Below are 21,179 nucleotides of genomic sequence, written 5' to 3'. Positions count from 1 at the left end.
CGCATCCTCTTTCGTTGCAGCCTTATGAAGGCCATTTTACAACCCGCGCCCCTCTTATAGGGCGCGGCCTGTCCTCACAAGAACTTCTCAGGCGTCATCCAGACCGATAGCCCGCAGTCTGGCCTTTTCCTCATCCCAGCCGGCGCGCTCGCGCACGTTGAGGAAAAGATGGCAGGGCCTTTCAAGTAGACGCCCCAGATCAAGACGCGCCCGCTCGCCGATGCTGCGAATCTTGCGACCGCCCTCGCCAATGAGAATGGCCTTGTGCCCCGGACGCGACACGTAGATCGTTGCATCGATACGCACTGAGCCGTCGGGCCGCTCCTTGAAGCTCTCGGTCTCGACCGTTGCCTGATAGGGAATTTCCTCATGCGTCTGCATGAAGATCTGTTCACGCACCAGTTCGGCCGCCAGCAGACGGTCGGGCAGATCAGTCAGATCATCTTCAGGATAGAGATAGGGCCCCTCGGGCAGTTCTGCCGCCAGATGGTCAAGCAGATCGTCCACACCATCGCCGGATCGTGCACTGAGCATGAAGACATGCTCAACCGCCAGCTGATCTGTGATGGCCTTGGTGAGAGGCAGAAGCTGCTGGGCACCAATCAGGTCGGTCTTGTTCAGCACCAGCCAGACGCGGCGCTTCTGCTTGGCGAGGGTCTCAATGACAGCCTGCGATTCTTCGCGAATACCCGCCTTCGCATCGATCAGCAGGAGCGAAATATCGGCGTCCTGTGAGCCGGTCCAGGCTGCGGCGACCATCGCACGATCCAGCTTGCGCCTTGGCTTGAAAATGCCAGGTGTGTCGACAAGCAGAATCTGCGTTGTCTGGCGCATCAAAATACCGAGAACCCTGAAGCGCGTTGTCTGCGCCTTCGGGCTCACGATCGACAGCTTCGTGCCGGTCATGCGGTTGATCAGGGTTGATTTTCCGGCATTCGGTGCCCCCACAAGGGCGACGAAACCACAACGTGTCGTCATTTCTTATCCTTCGTGCCTTTACGGCTACGGTTCAATCGCCGGAGGAGGGCTGTCGCCGCTTCGCTCTCGGCCTGGCGTTTGCTTCCTGCAACACCCTCACCTGCCTCACCCATAGCAGAAACCGCAACGGTAAAGCGCGGCGCATGCGATGGGCCTTCCATCGACAGGGTCTCGTATTCCGGCAAGGCGGAGCCGCGCGCAAGCACAAATTCCTGCAAGGCCGTCTTTGGGTCCTTGGGCGGGGTTATCTGCGACAGGAGCAGATCTTTCCATTTTTCGCGCACGAGACGGCGTGCGGGTTCGAGCCCGCCATCAAGATAGATGGCGCCCAGCAGGGCCTCCATCGCGTCGGCCTGCACATTGGCAAGGCTGCGGATATTGGCCTGCTCCTCGTGTTCGGCAATGCGCAACGCCCCGGCCACACCGATACTCTCGGCAATAGGAGCCAGCGCGTTACGGGACACGAGAGACGCATGACGCGGCCCCAGTGCCCCTTCGGGCTCATTGGGGAATTGCTCAAGCAGCCACTCGGCCATAAGCAACCCGAGAACGCGGTCACCCATAAATTCGAGCCGCTCATTCGAAATGGCGTCGACCGGCTTGGTTCCGCCGCGAGGCGCGCGCCGTCCCTGTCGCGACGATACGGCAGAGCGGTGGGTCAGGGCCTGACGCAGCAGGCCTTGATCAGCAAAGCGATGACCGAGAGCCTTCTGCAACGCGTCGAGAGTGTCGTCATGACCCGTCATGACAGAGCCTCAATGCATGGTCGCAAAAAGATGGCTCCACCGTATCTCGAACGGCCATTGCCAGAACTGCCAGAGCGGATGCACGGCCTCATAAGAGAAAAACACGAAACGCGCCTTTCCGACGAGATTGACCATCGGCACGTACCCAAGATCCTGCCCGTTATCGCGCTGGAAGCGGCTGTCGCCGCTATTGTCCCGATTGTCGCCCATCGCGAAGAAATATCCCTCGGGCACGACATATTCGCGGGTATCGTTCTGCTCACCCTCATCGGTCTGCTTCAGGATCTGATGGGTCACGGTCGCCGCGCCACCGCTGCCGGGCAGGGATTCGAGATAGCGTATGCCCGTCTGGGGCATGCGATTTTCATCCATGACCGAATAGGGACCAAGCGACTGGCGCGGCACCAGAGTGCCGTTCAGATAAAGCTCACCCGCGCGCATCTGAATGTGATCGCCAGGCAGACCGATAATGCGCTTGATATAGTCGATCGAATTGTTCTGGGTGTAGCGAAACACCGCCACATCGCCGCGATGCGGTGTCGTACCCCAGATACGGCCATCGAAAAGATGCGGCGAGAACGGCATCGAAAAACGTGACCAGCCATAATCGAACTTCGTAACGATAATATAGTCACCGACCTGAAGGGTCGGAATCATCGACGCGCTCGGAATATTGAAGGGCTCGACCAGCACCGTTCGTATCACCATCAACACGATGATCCAGATCGCGACGAAGCGAACGATTTCCAGAGGGGTGTCTTCTTTTCGCTTGGAGGGCGAAGCCTCCGGATTCATTTCGGTCATTTCCGGTTCTTAGCGCAGATATGGGGGATTTGGCGACAGCCTATCACAAATGCTGCGAGACTGACTGCACGATCACATAGGCAATTGCATAAGGGGTCTCGTCACTGAGACTCACCTGAATATCGGCACGCTCGCCCGGCAGGGCCATCGCATTCAGGCAGTCAGCTGCCTTGCCGGTAAGATGCAGCAGCGGCTTGCCGAGCGGATCGTTGCGCACCTCGATATCGGTAAAGTGCAGACCATCACGAAATCCGGTCCCGAGAGCCTTTGCGCAGGCTTCCTTGGCTGCCCAGCGTTTGGCCAGAATGCCCAGACGCCCGTCGCCCTTGCGTGTATTGGCATAGGCGATCTCGGCAGGTGTAAAGCTGCGCTCCAGAAAGCGATCTCCCGAACGCTCCAGCGCGCGGGCAATACGCCGCATGTCGCAAAGATCCGTGCCAATACCGCGTATCATGAGGTCAGGTCAGTTCTTCGTACGCTCGACCTGCATGACCCCCTGCGCTGAACGCAGCGCGGCGATCATTGCAGAAAGATGCCGCACATCGCGCACTTCCAGATCGACGAGGATTTCCATGAAATCGAGCTGCCGGTTGAGAATGCGCAGATTGACCACGCTGCCATTATGCTTCGAGGCCGTGTTGGTGAGGGTTGTCAGCACAGAGGATTCATTGGCGGCGATGACACTCACACGTCCGATATGCGGTGCGCCACGTTCGCCCTGCGCCAGGGCCTCGTAGTCCCAGTCGACCTCGAGGAACCGCTCAGGCGTAGACGAGAACGCACTGAGATTCTGGCAATGACGCTGATGGATGGTCACGCCCTTGCCCTGCGCGATGATCCCGACAATGGGGTCGCCCGGCAGCGGGTGACAGCACCCGGCGAAATGTGTCGCGATGCCCGAGCCAACGCCATTGATGATCGAACCGCTCTTTGCCCCGTAGCGCGCGGGCGTACCCAGACCGCCGCCGAGGCGACCCGACAGGCCCGGCACCATGCGCGGCGCACGATGGGTCTGACGCAACTCGGGGTAAGCCGCATTGACGACGTCACGGGGGCCGATCTGCCCCGTACCAACGGCAACGTATAGATCCTCGATGCTAGGCTGGCGCAGATCGCGCAGCAGGGTCTCGAGCACTTTTTCGCTGCCATCGGCACCTTCCTGACGGAAAGCCTTGGCCAGGGCAGTCCGCCCCGTGTCGAGATTGACCTGGCGCTGTTGCAAGGCAACATAGCGGCGAATACGCGCGCGCGCCTTGCCAGTAACGACAAAGCGTTCCCACGAGGCCGACGGCGTGCCACCACGCGCGGTCATGATCTCGACCTGATCGCCGTTCTGCAATTCATGCCGCAGCGGCATCAGGCGACCATTGATCTTCGCCCCCACGCAGGCATCACCGACCTGGCTATGCACAGCATAGGCAAAATCGACCGGCGTCGCGCGGCGTGGCAGGGAAATGAGCTGCCCCTTGGGGGTGAAGCAGAAAACCTGGTCCTGATAAAGCTCGAGCTTCGTGTTCTCGAGAAACTCGTCCGGCGCCTCGGAATCCTCGAGAATTTCGAGAAGATCCTGCACCCAGCGCAGCTTGTTGAGTCCCAGCGCTGCAACTTCGCTGTTCGAGGCCTGCGCAGCGTCACGTTCCTTGTACGCCCAGTGAGCGGCCACACCGTTTTCGGCGAAGTCATGCATATCAGCGGTGCGGATCTGGACTTCGATCTTCTGATTGCGCGGCTGACGAAGCGTGACCCCGGTATGGAGGCTCTGATATCCGTTCGCCTTGGGCGTCGAGATGTAATCCTTGAACCGCCCGGCAATCATGGGATAGGCGCCATGAATGGCACCCAGGGCGGCATAGCAGGCATCACGTGTCGGCACGATCACGCGAAATGCCATGATGTCGGAAAGCTGCTCAAAAGCGACATTGCGCTTTTGCATTTTCGCCCAGATCGAAAAAGGCGATTTCTCACGCCCTGTCACATCGACATGCTCAAGGCCGACTTCTGCACAAAGCTCTTTCAGCTCGGTACGGATCTGCTCGATGATATCGGCGCCATGGCCACGCAGAAAGTTCAGACGTGCCCTGATCGTGGCGTCGGCTTCGGGCTCGAGTTGCTCAAAGGAGAGATTCTGCAGTTCCGTCTTGACCCGGTCCATACCGATGCGCTCGGCAAGCGGCGCGTAGATGTCCATGGTCTCGCGCGCGATACGCAAGCGGCGGTCCTGCCGCTGGACATAATGCAGCGTGCGCATGTTGTGGAGACGGTCGGCCAGCTTGACGATCAGCACGCGGATGTCGCGTGACATTGCCAGAACAAGCTTGCGGAAATTCTCGGCCTGCTTGGTGCGATCTGACTGAAGCTCAAGCCTCGTCAGCTTGGTCACGCCATCAACAAGGCTTGCGACCGTCTCGCCGAAGCGCTCTTTCAGAAAAGCTTGGGTGATGCCGGTATCTTCGACCGTATCATGCAGCAGCCCCACCATGATCGAAGGCACATCCATGCGGAAACCCGCAAGGATATTGGCCACTGCAATCGGATGGATGATGTAGGGCTCGCCATTATCGCGCTTTTGCTCGCGATGCGCCTTTTCGGCGACGGCATAGGCTTCTTCGACGCGGGCTAGATCCGCATGGGGGTCATAGCCTGCAATGCGGCGCAAGAGACCGGAGATCGAGGGGACCGAAGCTGCCATTTCGGCGCCGGGGAGAAGGGTGTCAGACATGCCGGTACTCTCTCCCAATCCTGATCACATCCGGGCCCCATCAGACCCGGAGACAATACCGGACCACAAAAAGGTCCGGCATCGCAAGAGATTAGCGGCGACCGCGTCCTCCAAATTCCGCCTCGAAGGAAGCCTCGAGCTCGGCAGGAGACATCGTTTCAGCCATGTGGGCGTGTTCTTCTTCGGTGGAGACGTCCTGCAGACCGAAGATATTCTGATCGGTCGGGATAAGATCCATGACTTCTTCGTCAACAGGCTCGGGCTCGGGAGCGCGGGCGAGAGAACGAACGATACCGTCCTTGAGCGCGCTCAGATTGACCTTTTCTTCAGCAATCTCGCGCAGGGCAACGACGGGATTCTTGTCGTTATCGCGATCAAGGGTCATTTCCTCACCGCGCGAGAGGCCGCGGGCGCGCTGGGCAGCAAGGAGAACGAGGTCGAAGCGGTTCGGAACCTTTTCGATGCAATCTTCAACGGTTACGCGTGCCATAGACTCTTCCCAACCAATATCCGCAAATCCACGAGAATTGGATCGGCTAGCACAAATGCCCTCCCCGGGCAAACATTCCTTCGTACCAGCACTATCCCAGATATCGCTGCTGCGAGCGGGCTGAAGCAGCATCACAAATGCAATGAACGCAGCAATATGATGAGAAATGGCTATAAAGCAATGATATCACTATATTCTGAATTCAGAATTCGTTAAACCACAGTTTGAGATTATTCCTGCTGCGACATCGTAAAGTGTTGCAGTTTTTCTGAAATGGGTAAGAGATGCTCGATAAAAACGAGAGAACTGCCGTATTTATAGATGGTTCGAGCCTCTATTATACCGCGAAGACCATCGGCTTCGAAGTAGATTACAGAAGGCTCCTACGGTATTTTAAAAGCAATACAAAACTCTTGCGCGCCCACTATTACGCCGCAATACCAGAGACTGAAGAGTATTCGCCGCTCAAGCCGCTCACCGACTGGCTTGCTTATAATGGCTTCATGCTTGTCACCAAAAATGCGCGCGAATTCACTGATCAGTCCGGGCGGCGCCGTCTCAAGGGTAACATGGATGTCGAGCTTGCCGTCGACCTGCTGGAACTGGCTGACCGCATCGACCATGCCATTATCTTCAGCGGAGATGCCGATCTGCGACGCGCCGTCGAGGCAATACAGAGACGCGGCGTAAGGGTAACAGCCGTATCCTCGCTGCGCTCTTCTCCCTCTCTTATCGGCGACGATCTGCGCCGCCAGGTCGATCAGTTCATCGAACTGGCCGATATCGCGGGCGAATTCACCCGACGCCAGGGAGACGCTCCGGTCCGGACACGCTCGGCACCCGTCAGACATCCGGCCGATATCGTCTCTGATGACGATCTCGACGACTGATACGATGACAGAGGCTTGATGACCTTCTCGACATGGCCAGAAAATTTTCTCCCTCCCAGGATGCCTGCATCCTTATTGTCAGTCTCGCGCCCTTCGCAGCCGATCAGCGCCTGGCGGTTGAAGAGCGCCTGCATGACGAGATACCCGAGACGATAGGGGCGAGCTTGGCCTTCCACCATCTGGGCGGGACAGATCTGCACCACGCAGATCCCTCCCCCATGCAGCCGACAAATGTCGCTGTTCTGGCCGAACTGCTCGGCATACTCACCAACCTTAAGCTGGTCATCACCTTCGGGGTCGCGGCCCATCTGTCGACAATCGATGCTTACGGCATGGGCTGGGCCCGGGTGCCTTTCCGCCCCGGCCAGATCACCGCCCTACCCGACGGATTGGCCCTGGCGAACTTCCACGCCAGTTGCGGCAGGCATATTGAGACCATAGCACCACTTCTCACCCGGACAGTTCCGGCCCTTACTGCAGATCGGACAAGCTAGGCATCGGGAGCGCAACCGGTGTCATGCCAGTGCTTTAATCAGGTACATCATGCGCATAGAGGATGTAACAGGAATGACTCAACAGACGATCGGCTTTGTAGGCTATGGCGCCATGGGCGCACTCATGGGGCAAAATCTCAGAAAAGCCGGCTATGGCGTCAGTGCCTACACACCGTCGGGTAAACAGCAGGATGCTGACACCCCCGTCGTGAAAACGGCCTCTGCGCTCGCCGCGCTGTCCGACATTCTGGTTCTCTGCGTACCCAATGATTCTGCTGTCTTCGCCTCTGCCGAAGGTGCGGAAGGGTTTCTGGCCGGAGCCCGAGCCGGTACCATCATCATCAATACGAGCACGATCTCGCCCGAGGCCACGGAGAAGCTTCACGATCTCGCCAACGCAAAGGGGCTGCGTTTTGTCGATGCGCCCATGTCGGGCAGCACACCCGAGGCCGAAAAAGGCGAACTCGTCATGCTGGTGGGGGCGTCACATGACGACCTAGAAGCCGCGCGCCCTGTGCTCAGCGCCATCGGCAAGCTCAGCATCCATGCAGGTCCCGTCGGGGCCGGAACGCGCCTGAAGCTCGTGATCAACGGCATCATGGGTGCCACACTCAACGTCATTGCAGAAGCTGTCGGCTATGGCCTGTCGAGCGGACTCGATCGCTCTATGCTCTACGAAGCCCTCGGTCAGGTGGCGGTAATTTCCCCGCATCACAAGCGCAAGCTCGCTTATGCCGAACGTGGTGATTTCAGCGCGCAGTTTCCGACGCGCCTGATGTCCAAGGATATGGGATTGCTCATTTCCGCAGCACGCAGCACCCATAGCTTCTGCCCGGCCATTGCCATCGCTGATCAGGCCCTTGCCCTCGCCAACAAGCGCCACGCGAATGATGATTATTCTGCGCTGCTCTCTGCCATTGAAAAGAGCGTCGTCCATTCGCCGGAGCCGTCAGAAAAAGCCTGAGCTCACAAAAAGGCCGACGGGTTGACGAAACCCGTCCGGCACCATAGCTGCCTTGGAAGACCAAGCAGCTCCGCTTTGTCCTCACCATGATAGTCCAGGAGACGCACCATGGCTTTCGAACTGCCGTCCCTTCCCTACCAGACCAGCGCGCTCGCCGCTTCGGGCATGTGCCAGGAAACTCTCGAGCTGCACCACGGCAAGCATCATCAGGCCTATGTCACGGCGCTGAATGGCTTTGTCGAAGCCAAGCCGGAGCTTCAGGGCAAGAGCCTTGAGGAAATCATTTTCGCCGTTAAGGGCGACGCTGCCCAGGCGCCCGTTTTCAACAATGCTGGCCAGCACTGGAATCATATCCTGTTCTGGAAGAACCTTGCCCCGAATGGCGGTCAGGTGCCTTCAAAGCTCGCTGCCAAGATCGACTCCGATCTCGGTGGTCTCGATGCCTTCAAGGCCGCCTTCAAGCAGGCAGCTATCTCGCAGTTCGGTTCGGGCTGGGCATGGCTGGTTCTGGGCACCGATGGCAAGCTCGCCGTGACCAAGACCGCCAATGGCTCCAACCCGCTGGCAGAGGGCCAGGGTCGCGCCCTTCTGGGTCTGGATGTGTGGGAACACGCCTATTACCTGGACTTCCGCAACCGTCGTCCGGACTACATCACGAACTATCTCGACAAGCTCGCCAACTACGAGTTTGCCGAAGCAGAGCTGCTCTCTGCCTGATCACTGTCAGGTCGAACAAAAAAACCGGCTTCCTCACGGGAGCCGGTTTTTTTATGTCCAGTTTTCAAGCCGGATTTACTTGGCGGGCTTGGCGCCGTCATTGGCAGGCTTGGCAGAGCTGGTCAGCACCTGCGACACGTTTTCACGCATCAGCTGGACCTTCACGCCGGGAGCGATCTCGACTTCGACTTCCTTGGTTCCTTCGCGTGCGAGCTGTACCGTGCCGATGATACCACCACTGGTCACGATACGATCACCACGACGCAGCGCGTTGAGCTGGGCCTTGAGCTCCTTCTGGCGCGCCTGCTGCGGGCGAATGAGCACAAAATAGAACACGACGAACACGAGGATCATCGGGAGGAGTGAGATAATCCCGCTGTTGGCGAGCATGCGTTTCTTCCATATGTCGATAGGTCAGGGAACGGACGCGCCCGAAAGCCAGCCCGATTGGCCCGGACCATAATAGGTCGCGCCCGCTCGTCAAGCATAGCCACGGAGCAAGGGACATACCCATGGACGCCGTTCTGATCGAAAAACTCGAACGCATTGCCAGTGCGCTCGAGCGCCTCTCACCCGCTCCGGCCAGCCCGGCAACACTCGAAGACAGCGATGCCTTCATGTGGCAGGGAAGCTCTGCGACACTGCGCGCCGTAGCCCGCGTTCAGGGCGTCGATCTGTCCCTGCTGCGCGGCATAGACCGCCAGACGCGCCTCGTGCTGGAAAACACACGTCATTTCGCCCAAGGTCGCAGCGGCAATAATGTCATGCTCTGGGGCGCGCGCGGAATGGGGAAATCCTCATTGGTCAAGGCCTGCTTTGCCGAGGCCAATCGCGATCTTCCTCATGCTCTCGTGCTGATCGAAATACAGCGCGACGACCTCTCCACCCTGCCCCGCCTTCTCGATATCCTGCGTGCCCAGCCAAGACGCTGCATCGTGTTCTGTGACGATCTCTCCTTTGAGACACAGGATGCAGACTATAAATCGCTCAAATCGGTGCTCGATGGCGGCATCATGGGCCGACCGGAGAATGTGCTGTTCTACGCCACGTCGAACCGTCGCCATCTGATGCCGCGCGACATGGTGGAAAACGAGAGCGGCAGCGCCATCAATCCTCAGGAAGCGGTCGAAGAGAAGGTCTCGCTCTCAGACCGCTTCGGCCTCTGGATCGGCGTTCATGGCTGCAACCAGGAAACCTATCTGGCCATCGTCGATGGCTATGCGACGCACCGCAAGCTGGAAATCTCGAAAGAGACCCTGCACCGTCATGCGCTCGAATGGGCCATGGAGCGCGGTGGTCGCTCGGGGCGTGTCGCCGCCCAGTTCATTGATCATTTGAGTGCGACGCTCGGCTGAAGCATGGCAGACAAAAAAACCTGACTGACAAAATGTCAGTCAGGCCTGGAAAAGTATTCTGAAACGATAGCGTCATACGGGGTCCGGTCAGTGGGCCCCGCATGTCAGGCACGGATCAGAAGGTCGCGTTCAGGCGACCGTAGTAATAGGCGCCGTAGATCGGAATACCGGAGGAATCGGTGTCGTAGATCTTCGGTCCCAGATAGTTGGTGATCGGATTCACGTGACGCGGACGCTGGTTGAAGATGTTGTTGGCACCAATAGCGAAGTGCCAATGTTCGGTGAAGCGATACCCCACTTCAAGATCGGTCAGCCATGCCGGGGTATTCTTGAACTCGGCCCATTCGGTGTTGGAATACTTGATTGCAGTCGGCGCCAGATCTTCATAGGTGAGCAGCGACTTCGTCTCGCCATAGCGGGTCTGACGCAGGTTCACATCCCACTGGTGATATGTCCAGTACGCATTCAGGATCAGCTTGCTGCGCGGTGAACCCGTGGTGAGGTAGCCCACCGTCTGCGCATTGGCCGCGGGGTCGCCAAACGCATTGGTGTTGATATGGCTGATGCGGGTCCGATTAAGGTTGAGCATTGCGCTCAGGTTGAGCGTGCCAAAGCGATGCAGATGCAACAGGTAATCGGATTGCAGGTCGAGACCCTGCGTACGCGTGCTGGCCACGTTTGCGAAGTAATTGGCGGTCACGTTGTCCAGTTCAATCCCGCTCGGCAGGTTCACGCCCGTTAGAGCGATAGCATCAAGCGCCTGCTGACCATTGACTGTCGCCGAGCCAATGATTCTGTCACGGATGTTGATCTGATAGACGTCAACCGAGACGTGCCAGTCCTTAAGCGGCTCGGCGATGATGCCACCTTCAGCGCTGGTCGATCTCTCAGGCTTCAGACGTTGCGCACCAATGGTCTTGCCAGCAGCGCCAACCGTCTGGAGCAGCCCCGAAGCACCGGTCGGCGACACGTTAAGCGCCGAGTAATATTGCTCGGGCATGGTCGGCGCACGGAAACCGTTGCTGATCGTGCCTCGGATCGCCAGCTTGCTGGTGATGTCATAGCGCGTCGTAACCTTGCCGTTTTCGGTGTTACCCATATCGGTGTAGTGCTCGAAGCGTCCGGCGAAATCGAGATCCCAATGCGGCAGTGGGTGGAAATCGCCATCCAGATAGCCTGCCCAGATATTACGCTGCCACTGGCCCGCGTTCTGAGGTGTCAGACCGGCGAAGCCCTGCGTACCGCCCAGCTCATACGAAGCCGGCTCGCCCGCCTTGATCTTGTACATCTCCAGACGATGCTCCGCACCAAATGCCAACGTCATCGGCACGACATCGGCAATGCGGAAATTGCGTCGCGCGTCAAAATTGCTGGTCCACTGCGCAAGTGAATAGCTCTGCGCGCGCACGGTGGTAGGCGAGAAGCCATACGCCTTGTAGTAATTCGGGTTGAAGGTGTTCTTGTTCCCGATATCGTCGTCATCCTGACCGTAGAGCGTGCTCAGATCCCAGCTGAAGCCGAAAAGATTATCGCCCTTGATGCCGAGATTCGCCTGAAAATCATTCTCTTCAATGGTCTCGAGCGGCGAGAACCCGTAAGGAAAGGCGCTCGGTGCGACGGTGGGGGTACGGTAGTTCTCGTAGGCCTCGGAGTGACGATGGGCATAGGTGATCAGACCATAGGTCTCGATGCCCTCGGTGATGCCCTTACCCCATTCGATGGAGAGGTTTTCGCGGGTTTCCTCGGGGTTGGAGAGGATCTTGTTGGAGTTTGCGGGCCAGCTTGAGGTCGGGGTCCAGCGATGATCGTTGGTGCTTTTGAGATTCGAGACCCAGTGATCGGTGTGATAGACCTGACCACTCAGATGGACGAAGCCGTCATTACCCCATTTAAGGCCGCCATCGGCGCCAATCAGATACTGCCAGCCATCGCCATTATAGGCATTGGCGCCGGTCTGGGCGACAGTATTGATGCCATGACTGGTCTTCTTGGTGATGATGTTCACGACGCCCGCAATGGCATCCGAGCCATAAAGCGCGGCCGCGCCATCACGCAGGATTTCGATGTGATCGATGGCCCCTGCCGGGATCATGTTCAGATCGACGGGCGTCGAGCCCTGCTGCGGACCGTTATCGGCATAGATATTGGCAGTCGTGTTACGACGCTTGCCGTCGACGAGCACCAGCACTTCGTTCGGGTTGAGACCACGCATACGGATGGCTGAGGTCAACGCACCGGCATCGGCACCATTGGCCGTAACCGTGATGGACGGATCAACGCGGGTGATGGCGTCTGCAAGATTGAGCTGACCGGAACGACGCAGGGTCGCCGATGAAACGACTGTTACCGGCACCGCGCTGTCACGCGCCTTGCGATTGAAGGCGTGCGTGCCGGTCACAATGACAGATTCACCGCTGTCGCCGCTCGCATCGCGGGCCTTGCGCGTGCGGATTTTAGGGACGGAGGCAAGCGCCTGCGTCGAGCCGATCGACGTCCTGCTATGGACAGAGGCGGCTTTTTTCGCTTTGGGCGCGGTCTGTGCAGCTGGCTGGGTGGCAGCCTGAGCATAGGTGAACCCGAAAGGAAAGGAGAGAAGGGTCGCTGCCGCAAGTATTCTTCGTTTTGTGAACATCGTTCGAGCTGTCTCTCCATGGGAACTTCAACAGGAGACAGTCTATGCAGTAATGAAAAATCGTTACAACAGCGGAAAGGATTTTTCTTTCGGTATCGGATTGAATGCGACAAAAAAAACACAGTTTGTTGCACAAGGCCAGCGCAAAACGCCTCGAAAACGCAAGATTCTTTCTCTCGAATCTCGACGCACGCATGAAACTTACCCTCGCACGACCTGCGCCAGAAAGGCGCTGTTCCCCTATACGACAAGCCTGCTAGTGTCTGGCTGCGCATCATCATGCTCAATCTCAGGACCCAGACTTTCGAGGGCATGTCCTTCTGAAGTCACCGGTCAGGAGGAGGTCACGACAGGAATACCCATGACGGAAAGCCTTACTCTCGACACCGCCCCCCACAAACTGGCCGAACAACGCTGTTCGGACGCCATGCGCCTTGGCAAGGACACGGTCGATCTGAGGCGGGTCAAATGCGATCCGAATTACTGGTACCCTGTCGCCTGGTCACATGAACTCAAGAAGGGCAAGACCATCGCCACCCGCTTTGCGGGTCAGCCCATTGCCCTCGTCCGCCCGCAGGAAGGCAGTGTTTTCGCGCTTGAAGATCGCTGCGCCCACCGTCAGGTGCCACTCAGCAAGGGTCGCGTCGAAGGCGAGGCCGTGCAGTGCTGCTATCATGGCTGGGCCTATGGCCGCTCGGGACGCTGCATCGACGTGCCCTATCTCGGCAAGGGCAAACTGCCCAATGGCGTGCGCACCTATCCCTGCCGTGAAGTCGAGGGGCTGATTTTCGTCTTCCCCGGCGATGCCGAAAAAGCAGAGACCACCCCCTTCCCCAAGCTCGGTTCAGTGGCCGATCCGGCTTACAAGACACGGCGCTTCGGCGAGAAGGTGAAATGCCATTACAGCTTCATGCATGAGAATCTGATGGATATGAATCATCAGTTCATGCACTCGAAGCAGATGGGCAAGATGAAGCCCCGCTATCTGGGCGGCGAAAACGAACCCCGCATGGTTGAGGCGCGCTACAGCTTTGCGCGTGTTGGCGGCAAGCAACCCTGGGGTGAGGCGCTGATCTTCGGCGAGCGTCGTGATGCGAGTGCCAAATTCGCCCACCGCGATGTCATGACCATCCGGACCGTCTACCCCTACCAGACACTGCATATCCGCACCGAAGACGAGCCGCCGGTCATGGATCTCTGGATCGTCTACGTGCCCCAGGATGAGGATCACCTCACCTGCCGCGTATTCGGCCTGCTCTCGATTCGTCGCCCGAAGCTGAAGGGAGCGCTCGAACTTGCCTGGCCGCTTCTGGTCGGCTTCACGAACCGCATCTTCGCCGAAGACCGCGAAATTGTGGAACTCGAACAGAATGCCTGGCGCGAACTGGGCGGTGACCGCAATCAGGAAGTCTTTCCGGTCATCAATGCACTGCGCGACCTTCTGCGGCGCGCGGGCATCCAGCCGGACAGCGCAGCAGCGGAGTGACGCTCCGAATGAGTCTTTCGCTCGACGTCGCCCCCTATACGCTTCGCCCCCTCTGCACTGGTGACGGTGCAGCGGTGCATCGTCTGGTCAATGACTGGAGCGTGGTGCGCATGCTCAGCCACCTCCCTTTTCCCTACCCGAGGGAGTTGGCCGATCAATGGATTCTAAGCACGATTGATCGCCAGACAGCGGGCACAGCTTGGCATTTCGCGATCTGCGAGGGCGAAATGCTGATTGGCTGCATCGGCCTCTCTCTTGGCCATCCCAATCAGGGCGCCAAGATCGGCTACTGGGTCGGGCGCCCCTATTGGCAGAAAGGCGTCGCAACAGCCTGCGTGCGCCCGGTTGTGGAATGGGCCTTCGAGACCCTGCCCATCTCCCGTATCCTAGCGGATGTCGCTGACGACAATCTGGCATCAATCGCCTTGCTGGAAAAAATGGATTTCCAGCGCTCTGGCACGACGCGTGTGCCATTTCTTTCACGGGGCCCGGATCCATATCCCGTACTGACCTATTGCAGGGAACGCGACACCAGTATGGATACTACCCGGACCGATAAAGCTGCCTCACGCATTCTGCTTGTCGTTGCTGGCGTCCTGATAGACGGCGAAGGTCGCATCCTTCTGGCGCAACGCCCACCGGGCAAACCCCTTGCGGGGCTCTGGGAGTTTCCCGGCGGAAAGGTCGAGCCGCATGAGGCACCGGAACAGGCGCTGATTCGTGAAATGCATGAAGAACTCGGCATCGACATCGCGTCTGGCTGCCTTGCGCCTTTCACCTTTGTCTCGGAGAATATTGGCTCGCGCCATCTCCTTATGCCACTCTACGTGTGCCGACGCTGGCGTGGCCAGCCCGTCGGCAAAGAAGGACAGGCGCTGGCCTGGGTTACCGCAGACCAGCTTGATGCCTACCCGATGCCAGCTCCTGACCGGCCACTCATTCCTTTGCTCAAGGAACTTATTCTAGGCTGACAGGGCGATACGATGCTGCGGCAAGCCCGCCTTGTCAGAACGGAAGGTGAAAAGGCTGCCCGATTGCGGCTGGGCAGCAAGCGCCTCTTCTGAAACATCCTTGCGGGCAGTCGTCACATAAGCTGTCTTGCGATCATCGCCACCAAAACAGACCTTTGTCACATTGGCTGCGGGAATACGGATGGAGAAACGCTCTGCACCTTCCGGTGTGAAACAGCGCACATGCCCTCCGCTCCATGTCGAGCACCACACATTCCCCTCGCAATCGGCCACTACGCCATCGGGATAACCTTCCTCTTCGGGAAGACGAAGGAAGACCTGCTTGTTCTCAAGCTCACCCTCGTCCGTGATATCGAAGCGATAGATGACGCCATTCGGCGTATCGCAGGCGTAGAGATGCTTGCCGTCAGGTGAGACGGTGGGGCCATTCGATACCACATAGCCCGTATCGTGTTTTCTGAGCACGAATCCGCCAACCTCATGCGTCACGCTGTAAAGCGAGCCTAAGGGCGCCTCTTCAGAATCATCCATCGTCCCGAACCAGCCTCGCCCGTGCAGATCGACGCAGCCATCGTTCAGACGATTGCCTGGCAATTCAGCCTCGACCTCCAGTGCTTTCACAAAGCTTCCGTCTGTAAGGTCGAAGCGATAGAGCCCGTCCGGGAGCCCCGCGAGAAAGCTGCCATCATCAACCGGCATGAGAAACGCAACCTTGCCCGGCGCTGCCCAATGACAGGCCTCGCCCTGAGCCGGGCTGAACCGATGCACCTTACAGTCGTTGATATCGACGAAATACACGGCGTTTTCGCCGGAGATCCAGACGGGGCCTTCACCGAGTTCGGCACGCACGTCGTAAGCGCATGACGCGCAAGCCTCGACATTGGGTTCGGCCATTTCTGTTCTCCCGCGAAAAAGTCATCGATTACTCGAGGTTTAACGCAAAACAACACTGTATGGTTGTCGATGTTTCCATTCCTCGTCACTCAGAGGGACCCAGTCATGACTCCTACCGCCTGCCTCCTGGTTATCGGCAACGAGATTCTCTCAGGCCGCACGCAGGACGCCAATATCCGCTTTATAGCAACCGGCCTCGCTCAGGCCGGGATCGCCCTTGAGGAAGTGCGCGTCATCCCCGATAAAGCCAGAAAAATCGTCGAAACTGTTGCGACTTGTCGCGTCCAGTTCGATCACGTCTTCACGACGGGGGGCATCGGCCCGACCCATGACGACATCACGGCCGGATGCGTCGCTGAGGCCGTCGGCGTTCCGCTCGAATGCCATGAAGAAAGCTATCGTGAACTCGAGGCCTATCTCGGCCAGGAGAAATTCAACAAGGCCCGCCAGCGTATGGCGTGGCTGCCACGAGGGGCCGTTCCGATACGCAATACGGTGTCGATCGCACCGGGCTTCAGCATCGCCAATGTTCATGTCATGGCCGGTGTCCCCTCGATCATGCAATCGATGTTCACCGCGTTGCTCCCCACACTAGAAGGTGGCGCGCCGCTCTGCTCGGTCGCCTGGCATGCCGATCTGCGCGAGGGGACGCTGGCCGAGGGGCTGGAAGCCATACAGCACGATTTCCCCGAGCTCGATCTCGGCTCCTATCCTTTCGAAAGACCCGACGGGCGCAGGGGCGTGTCTCTTGTGGCCAAGGGATATGACAAGGAAAAAGTCGAAGCCGCCGGTGAGAGTATCAAGGCGCTGATCGAATCGCTGGGCGTCACTCCGATCCCCGGTGAACCCGCCCCCTGAAACGACAAAACGCCCGACCTCTCGGTCGGGCATCTGTATGCTTTATCTTAATGCGTGGATTGCTTCGCTCGCGCGCGCCTAGAGCGCCTCGCGCCCCATGGCGAGAAACTTCTCGCGACGTTTGGCAACCAGGTTTTCGCTTTCAAACGGCAGAAGCTCGCCAAGCATATCGCCGATAGCATCACCCACCGACGCAATTGCCTCATCCGGGAAGCGCTGGGCACCGCCGATCGGCTCGGGGATGATCCGGTCGATAAGACGCAGCTTCAGCAGATCCTGAGCCGTCAGCTTGAGGGCCTCGGCAGCAGTCGAAGCCTGCTTCGGGTCGCGCCAGAGAATCGACGCTGCACCTTCAGGGGCAATGACCGAATAGATCGAATGCTCGAGCATGAGCACGCGATCGCCCGCGCCCAGAGCCACAGCACCGCCGGAACCACCTTCACCGATGATGATGGCAATAAGCGGCACAGGGGCACGCAGACAGCAATCGGTCGAACGGGCAATCGCCTGGGCCTGACCGCGCTCTTCGGCATCGATACCCGGCCAGGCGCCAGACGTGTCGATAAAGGTCAGAATCGGCAGCCCGAAACGTCCGGCCATTTCGACAAGGCGCTGTGCCTTGCGATAGCCTTCAGGCTTGGGCATGCCAAAATTGTGACGCAGGCGCGACTCCATGTCGAAGCCACGTTCGGTGCCGATCACCATCACGGCCTGACCGCGGAAACGGGCCAGACCGCCGACGATGGCCTGATCGTCATGGCCGAGGCGATCACCGGCAAGCGGCGTATATTCCTCAAGCAGCCCCTTAAAGTAATCGAGGGCGCGAGGACGCTGCGCATGACGCGCGACCATCACCTTCTGCCAAGGCGTCAGCTTGGTATAAGCTGCCCGAAGCTGCTTTTCCGCCTTGTCGGAGAGCTTGCCGATTTCGTCGGCAATGTTGATGCCTTCGCCGTCCTTCGCCATCTGACGAAGTTCGGCAATCTTGTTTTCAAGCTCGGCAACCGGCTTTTCGAAATCGAGATACTGACGCATGACCCGCCGATAGCACGGCTTCCATCCCGACAACAATCCGTTGCGTCACGAGACCGTCTCATCAGAGAGCGGATGATGCTGGGTAAGCACCTGCCTGAGCCGTTCCTGCATCACATGGGTATAGATCTGGGTCGTGCCGATATCGGCATGACCGAGCAGCATCTGCAGCGCCCGCAGATCGGCGCCGCGCTCGAGCAGATGGGTCGCAAAGGAATGACGGAGCACATGCGGCGAGACCAGATCGGGGTCAATGCCAGCCCTGAGCGCAACCTGCAGAAGAATCTTGTCGAATCCCTGACGTGTCAGGGGCTTTGAAGGGTTTCGCCCGGGGAAGAGATAAGGGCTGTCGATGTCCCGGTCGTGATGCAGCAGGGCGAGCGCAGCCTCTCGTGCCGCATGAGACACAGGAATGAGCCGTTCACGCCCCCCTTTGCCTCTGATCAGCACCATGGGGGCGTCGCGCATGAACACCCTCCCCGGCAAGCCGAGTAGCTCGGAAATGCGCAGCCCGGTTGTATAGAGCAGTTCAAGCGCGGCGCGGCTCACAAGGTCACGCCTCGGATCGTCATGTCCGTTGCAGCCCAGATCGATCAGGGCTGTCACCTGATTTTGCGAGAGCAATCTGGGCAAGGCACTCTTGTGCCGTGGCATGGCGACTGTCTCGGTGGGGTCGACAACACACCACCCCTCCCTCAACGCAAAGCGAAAGAACTGCCTGAGGCAGGAGAGCCGACGCGCCGTGGTGCGGGACGAAAGCCCCGCCTTGCCCTGCACAGCCGCATAGGCCGCTATCGCCGCACGATCGGCATTCAGAAGGGCGCCACCCGGTGAGGCATGACGCAGAAAGGCCACGAAATCTTCCAGATCCGCCGCATAGGCCTGACGCGTACGCGAAGCGGCGTTGCGCTCTGCGAGAAGCATTTCGAGAAAGGCCTCGGCCGCTGGCGGCAAGGCGCTCTCCCGTTTCGTATGAGAGCGGGGCTTCAGTGCTGGAGCGTCGGCGCGGCGACCGGCTCGGGCATGGCAGGCAGCGGCTGGCCAGCCTGGGGCATCGCCTGTGTCTGTGTCACCGCGAATTGTGTACCTGGAAGCTCTTTATGCACGATCGTCTGAACCGGCAGCGGCGGGTTCATGCCCAGCTTCAGAAAGGCGCCGCCCAGACCCAGAACGAGCAGAACGAGAAGGGCGAGGGCGATCCTCGGAAAGCTCAACGTAGACATGAGGGCTCCTGAACATAGGCGCGAAAACGGGATTTTCGACACGTCGCGCAACCCACACAGGGTCAGGTCGGTGGCGAGCGGCTTTCCTGTATGTTAGCCTTGCATGAATGTCACGCCCCACCTTTTTTCTGATCGAAACCGAACGATGACCGACCTGCCTGATCCCGTCCCGGGATCGGTCTCCTCCCTGACCGCCTCCTCGCACGGAATTATTGTTCTTGTCGGGTTGATGGGGGCAGGAAAGACGACAATCGGTCGGCGCCTCGCCTCTCGACTCGGTCTCGATTTTGTCGATGCCGATCACGAAATCGAACGGGCTGCGGGGTGCACGATTGCTGAAATTTTCGCGCGCCATGGTGAACCTGCTTTCCGCGATGGCGAGCGACGGGTGATCCAGCGCCTGTTGCAAGGTGCGCCCAAGGTGCTGGCGACGGGCGGTGGCGCCTTCATTGACGCCCAGACGCGTGGACTCGTTAAAAAACACGCCCGCTCGATCTGGTTGCGCTGCCCCCTGCCCATTCTGGTCAAGCGCGTTTCAGGACGCACCGGGCGCCCCCTTCTCGACAAGGGCAATGTGGAGACAACTCTGGCGACGCTTCAGGCACAGCGTCACCCTATTTATGCAGAGGCCGATATCATCGTGGATTGTGGAGATGACAGCGTCGATCACGGCGCCCAACGTATAATCGAAGCCCTTGATTCCTATGCGCATCCCCTCAAGGTGCCCGTCACGCTGGAATCCCATCATTATGAAGTGCTCATCGGGTCGGATCTGATCAGCCGCGCGGGCGCTTACCTGGCACCGATTCTGCCGCAGAAGCGCGCTGTTGTGGTGACAGACGAAAATGTTGCCGTGCTGCATCTTCCCCGATTGATGGCGGCGCTCGCCGAAACCGGCATCGAGGCAAAATCCTTTGTCGTGCCAGTGGGTGAGGAATCGAAGTCGCTCACGCGTTATGCGCAGCTCATCAACGACATTCTCGACCACGGCATGGAACGCCGCACGGCAGTCATCGGCCTCGGCGGCGGTGTGGTTGGCGATCTCTCCGGTTTCGTTGCTTCAAGCATTCTGCGCGGTGTCCCTTTCGTCCAGATTCCGACCACCCTTCTGTCGCAGGTCGATAGTTCCGTTGGCGGCAAGACGGGGCTAAACGCTCGCGCAGGCAAAAATCTCGTTGGCGCCTTCTATCAGCCACAGATCGTACTGGCTGACAGCTCTGCGCTGGCAACCCTCTCACGACGCGAACGGGTCGCGGGCTATGCCGAAATCGTCAAGGCCGGGCTTATTGCCGACCCTGAACTGTTTGCCTGGTGCGAGACCCATGGGGCCGATATCTTGGATGGCGACCCTGCAGCACTTGCCGAGGCCGTGCAGCGCGCCTGCAGTTTCAAGGCGCGTGTCGTCATGGAGGACGAAAAAGAAACTGCAGCCCAGGATGGACGCGCCCTGCTCAATCTGGGCCACTCTTTCGGCCATGCCCTTGAGGCCCATTACAAGTATGACGGCCGCCTTCTTCATGGTGAGGGGGTTTCAATAGGCCTTCACCTGGCCGCTGCTCTTTCAGTGGCGCTTGGTCACTGTCCGGAAAGTGACATGCAGCGTCTGGATGCCCATCTGCGCGGTCTGGGCATGCCCGCCGGCCTCGACTGGCTCGACGAGACACTAAGCGCGGAAGAACTCATTGCTTCGATGGCACGTGACAAAAAGGTTCAGGACGGACGGCTGTCATTCGTGCTGGTGCGCGGAATCGGCAAGGCATTTACCAGTCGCGATGTTGAAATGGACACGGTGCGTGACGTTTTGGTGCAAGCCGGATGCCGGGAGTAACGGAACCGGACCTGTTTCGCGATTTTCCTTACGAATCAGTCAGTCACCTCACGATCCGTTGATGACACGAATCAGAAAAAACCCCGTTAGAACGAGGC

Annotated in this window: 21 protein-coding genes; 9 read left to right on the top strand and 12 right to left on the bottom strand. The window is 58.9% G+C overall.

Features of this window, described 5'->3' with window-relative positions; translation table 11 throughout:
• Positions 1 to 87: 87 nt before the first annotated feature.
• The 6 genes from era to rpoZ form a co-directional block, all read right to left on the bottom strand.
• On the bottom strand, positions 88 to 978 hold the full coding sequence (gene era, locus AAID99_RS02035) for a GTPase Era (RefSeq protein ID WP_188425117.1): 891 nt from the start codon (positions 976 to 978) through the stop codon (positions 88 to 90).
• A complete protein-coding gene (gene rnc, locus AAID99_RS02030) occupies positions 975 to 1,724 on the bottom strand; it encodes a ribonuclease III (RefSeq protein WP_188425116.1) in 750 nt (249 codons plus the stop codon). The genes era and rnc overlap by 4 nt, the downstream gene beginning before the upstream one ends.
• Positions 1,725 to 1,733: 9 nt before the next feature.
• Positions 1,734 to 2,528, bottom strand: a complete 795-nt coding sequence (gene lepB / locus AAID99_RS02025; protein WP_188425115.1) for a signal peptidase I — start codon at positions 2,526 to 2,528, stop codon at positions 1,734 to 1,736.
• Between the two features lie 43 nt (positions 2,529 to 2,571).
• Positions 2,572 to 2,982 (bottom strand): holo-ACP synthase, encoded by a 411-nt coding sequence (gene acpS / locus AAID99_RS02020; RefSeq protein WP_188425114.1) that lies wholly within the window; start codon positions 2,980 to 2,982, stop codon positions 2,572 to 2,574.
• 9 nt (positions 2,983 to 2,991) lie between these two features.
• Positions 2,992 to 5,247 (bottom strand): RelA/SpoT family protein, encoded by a 2,256-nt coding sequence (locus AAID99_RS02015; protein WP_188425113.1) that lies wholly within the window; start codon positions 5,245 to 5,247, stop codon positions 2,992 to 2,994.
• Between the two features lie 91 nt (positions 5,248 to 5,338).
• Complete coding sequence (gene rpoZ / locus AAID99_RS02010; protein WP_188425112.1) at positions 5,339 to 5,737, bottom strand: DNA-directed RNA polymerase subunit omega; 399 nt, start codon at positions 5,735 to 5,737, stop codon at positions 5,339 to 5,341.
• A 284-nt stretch (positions 5,738 to 6,021) separates the two neighbouring features.
• Here rpoZ and AAID99_RS02005 point away from each other — a divergent pair, with 284 nt between their 5' ends.
• The 4 genes from AAID99_RS02005 (at position 6,022) to AAID99_RS01990 (ending at position 8,802) form a co-directional block, all read left to right on the top strand.
• Positions 6,022 to 6,627, top strand: a complete 606-nt coding sequence (locus tag AAID99_RS02005) for a LabA-like NYN domain-containing protein (RefSeq protein WP_267310755.1) — start codon at positions 6,022 to 6,024, stop codon at positions 6,625 to 6,627.
• Between the two features lie 32 nt (positions 6,628 to 6,659).
• The gene (locus AAID99_RS02000) at positions 6,660 to 7,121 is read left to right on the top strand and encodes a hypothetical protein (protein WP_498492977.1); all 462 of its coding nucleotides are present in this window, start codon (positions 6,660 to 6,662) and stop codon (positions 7,119 to 7,121) included.
• Between the two features lie 73 nt (positions 7,122 to 7,194).
• Positions 7,195 to 8,085 carry an NAD(P)-dependent oxidoreductase gene (locus AAID99_RS01995; protein ID WP_188425109.1) on the top strand — a complete coding sequence of 297 codons (891 nt, stop codon included), beginning with the start codon at positions 7,195 to 7,197 and terminating at the stop codon, positions 8,083 to 8,085.
• Between the two features lie 108 nt (positions 8,086 to 8,193).
• Positions 8,194 to 8,802, top strand: a complete 609-nt coding sequence (locus AAID99_RS01990; RefSeq protein WP_188425108.1) for a superoxide dismutase — start codon at positions 8,194 to 8,196, stop codon at positions 8,800 to 8,802.
• A gap of 75 nt (positions 8,803 to 8,877) precedes the next feature.
• Here the strand turns inward: AAID99_RS01990 and yajC are convergent, their stop codons facing one another.
• Positions 8,878 to 9,192: a preprotein translocase subunit YajC gene (yajC, locus tag AAID99_RS01985; RefSeq protein WP_188425107.1), complete on the bottom strand. Its 315-nt coding sequence runs from the start codon at positions 9,190 to 9,192 to the stop codon at positions 8,878 to 8,880.
• A 122-nt stretch (positions 9,193 to 9,314) separates the two neighbouring features.
• Here yajC and AAID99_RS01980 point away from each other — a divergent pair, with 122 nt between their 5' ends.
• On the top strand, positions 9,315 to 10,157 hold the full coding sequence (locus AAID99_RS01980; RefSeq protein ID WP_188425106.1) for an ATP-binding protein: 843 nt from the start codon (positions 9,315 to 9,317) through the stop codon (positions 10,155 to 10,157).
• Positions 10,158 to 10,272: 115 nt separating this feature from the next.
• On the opposite strand, the gene AAID99_RS01975 is transcribed toward AAID99_RS01980, so the two are convergent.
• Entirely contained in the window at positions 10,273 to 12,789 is a 2,517-nt protein-coding gene (locus AAID99_RS01975; protein WP_188425105.1) for a TonB-dependent receptor plug domain-containing protein, read from the bottom strand.
• A 427-nt stretch (positions 12,790 to 13,216) separates the two neighbouring features.
• Here AAID99_RS01975 and AAID99_RS01970 point away from each other — a divergent pair, with 427 nt between their 5' ends.
• Positions 13,217 to 14,275, top strand: a complete 1,059-nt coding sequence (locus AAID99_RS01970) for a Rieske 2Fe-2S domain-containing protein (RefSeq protein ID WP_371869820.1) — start codon at positions 13,217 to 13,219, stop codon at positions 14,273 to 14,275.
• An 8-nt stretch (positions 14,276 to 14,283) separates the two neighbouring features.
• Positions 14,284 to 15,246 (top strand): bifunctional GNAT family N-acetyltransferase/(deoxy)nucleoside triphosphate pyrophosphohydrolase, encoded by a 963-nt coding sequence (locus tag AAID99_RS01965; protein WP_498492973.1) that lies wholly within the window; start codon positions 14,284 to 14,286, stop codon positions 15,244 to 15,246.
• Here the strand turns inward: AAID99_RS01965 and AAID99_RS01960 are convergent.
• Complete coding sequence (locus AAID99_RS01960) at positions 15,238 to 16,140, bottom strand: SMP-30/gluconolactonase/LRE family protein (RefSeq protein ID WP_498492971.1); 903 nt, start codon at positions 16,138 to 16,140, stop codon at positions 15,238 to 15,240. The two genes, AAID99_RS01965 and AAID99_RS01960, sit on opposite strands and share 9 nt — an antisense overlap.
• Before the next feature lie 105 nt (positions 16,141 to 16,245).
• On the opposite strand from AAID99_RS01960, the gene AAID99_RS01955 reads away from it, so the two are divergent.
• The gene (locus AAID99_RS01955; RefSeq protein ID WP_498492969.1) at positions 16,246 to 16,998 is read left to right on the top strand and encodes a competence/damage-inducible protein A; all 753 of its coding nucleotides are present in this window, start codon (positions 16,246 to 16,248) and stop codon (positions 16,996 to 16,998) included.
• 78 nt (positions 16,999 to 17,076) lie between these two features.
• Here the strand turns inward: AAID99_RS01955 and AAID99_RS01950 are convergent, their stop codons facing one another.
• Genes AAID99_RS01950 through AAID99_RS01940 form a run of 3 tightly spaced genes read right to left on the bottom strand, consistent with a single transcriptional unit; the run spans position 17,077 to position 19,253 of the window.
• The gene (locus tag AAID99_RS01950) at positions 17,077 to 18,033 is read right to left on the bottom strand and encodes an acetyl-CoA carboxylase carboxyltransferase subunit alpha (protein WP_188425095.1); all 957 of its coding nucleotides are present in this window, start codon (positions 18,031 to 18,033) and stop codon (positions 17,077 to 17,079) included.
• 45 nt (positions 18,034 to 18,078) lie between these two features.
• Positions 18,079 to 18,984 (bottom strand): tyrosine recombinase, encoded by a 906-nt coding sequence (locus tag AAID99_RS01945; RefSeq protein ID WP_188425093.1) that lies wholly within the window; start codon positions 18,982 to 18,984, stop codon positions 18,079 to 18,081.
• 32 nt (positions 18,985 to 19,016) lie between these two features.
• Positions 19,017 to 19,253 carry a hypothetical protein gene (locus AAID99_RS01940; protein WP_188425091.1) on the bottom strand — a complete coding sequence of 79 codons (237 nt, stop codon included), beginning with the start codon at positions 19,251 to 19,253 and terminating at the stop codon, positions 19,017 to 19,019.
• A gap of 145 nt (positions 19,254 to 19,398) precedes the next feature.
• Between AAID99_RS01940 and aroB the strand changes: the two genes are divergently transcribed.
• A complete protein-coding gene (gene aroB, locus AAID99_RS01935; protein WP_498492966.1) occupies positions 19,399 to 21,081 on the top strand; it encodes a 3-dehydroquinate synthase in 1,683 nt (560 codons plus the stop codon).
• The last annotated feature ends 98 nt before the right edge of the window (positions 21,082 to 21,179 follow it).

This window comes from Asaia sp. Ae19-3, from assembly GCF_059801175.1.
This window is presented reverse-complemented; position numbering and strand designations above follow the sequence as displayed.

Excerpts from the sequence above, each read along its gene's own strand:
- era (WP_188425117.1), bottom strand. The coding sequence starts at position 978 with ATGACGACACGTTGTGGTTTCGTCGCCCTTGTGGGGGCACCGAATGCC.
- rnc (WP_188425116.1), bottom strand. The coding sequence starts at position 1,724 with ATGACGGGTCATGACGACACTCTCGACGCGTTGCAGAAGGCTCTCGGT.
- lepB (WP_188425115.1), bottom strand. The coding sequence starts at position 2,528 with ATGACCGAAATGAATCCGGAGGCTTCGCCCTCCAAGCGAAAAGAAGAC.
- acpS (WP_188425114.1), bottom strand. The coding sequence starts at position 2,982 with ATGATACGCGGTATTGGCACGGATCTTTGCGACATGCGGCGTATTGCC.
- AAID99_RS02015 (WP_188425113.1), bottom strand. The coding sequence starts at position 5,247 with ATGTCTGACACCCTTCTCCCCGGCGCCGAAATGGCAGCTTCGGTCCCC.
- rpoZ (WP_188425112.1), bottom strand. The coding sequence starts at position 5,737 with ATGGCACGCGTAACCGTTGAAGATTGCATCGAAAAGGTTCCGAACCGC.
- AAID99_RS02005 (WP_267310755.1), top strand. The coding sequence starts at position 6,022 with ATGCTCGATAAAAACGAGAGAACTGCCGTATTTATAGATGGTTCGAGC.
- AAID99_RS02000 (WP_498492977.1), top strand. The coding sequence starts at position 6,660 with ATGGCCAGAAAATTTTCTCCCTCCCAGGATGCCTGCATCCTTATTGTC.
- AAID99_RS01995 (WP_188425109.1), top strand. The coding sequence starts at position 7,195 with ATGACTCAACAGACGATCGGCTTTGTAGGCTATGGCGCCATGGGCGCA.
- AAID99_RS01990 (WP_188425108.1), top strand. The coding sequence starts at position 8,194 with ATGGCTTTCGAACTGCCGTCCCTTCCCTACCAGACCAGCGCGCTCGCC.
- yajC (WP_188425107.1), bottom strand. The coding sequence starts at position 9,192 with ATGCTCGCCAACAGCGGGATTATCTCACTCCTCCCGATGATCCTCGTG.
- AAID99_RS01980 (WP_188425106.1), top strand. The coding sequence starts at position 9,315 with ATGGACGCCGTTCTGATCGAAAAACTCGAACGCATTGCCAGTGCGCTC.
- AAID99_RS01975 (WP_188425105.1), bottom strand. The coding sequence starts at position 12,789 with ATGTTCACAAAACGAAGAATACTTGCGGCAGCGACCCTTCTCTCCTTT.
- AAID99_RS01970 (WP_371869820.1), top strand. The coding sequence starts at position 13,217 with ATGCGCCTTGGCAAGGACACGGTCGATCTGAGGCGGGTCAAATGCGAT.
- AAID99_RS01965 (WP_498492973.1), top strand. The coding sequence starts at position 14,284 with ATGAGTCTTTCGCTCGACGTCGCCCCCTATACGCTTCGCCCCCTCTGC.
- AAID99_RS01960 (WP_498492971.1), bottom strand. The coding sequence starts at position 16,140 with ATGGCCGAACCCAATGTCGAGGCTTGCGCGTCATGCGCTTACGACGTG.
- AAID99_RS01955 (WP_498492969.1), top strand. The coding sequence starts at position 16,246 with ATGACTCCTACCGCCTGCCTCCTGGTTATCGGCAACGAGATTCTCTCA.
- AAID99_RS01950 (WP_188425095.1), bottom strand. The coding sequence starts at position 18,033 with ATGCGTCAGTATCTCGATTTCGAAAAGCCGGTTGCCGAGCTTGAAAAC.
- AAID99_RS01940 (WP_188425091.1), bottom strand. The coding sequence starts at position 19,253 with ATGTCTACGTTGAGCTTTCCGAGGATCGCCCTCGCCCTTCTCGTTCTG.
- aroB (WP_498492966.1), top strand. The coding sequence starts at position 19,399 with ATGACCGACCTGCCTGATCCCGTCCCGGGATCGGTCTCCTCCCTGACC.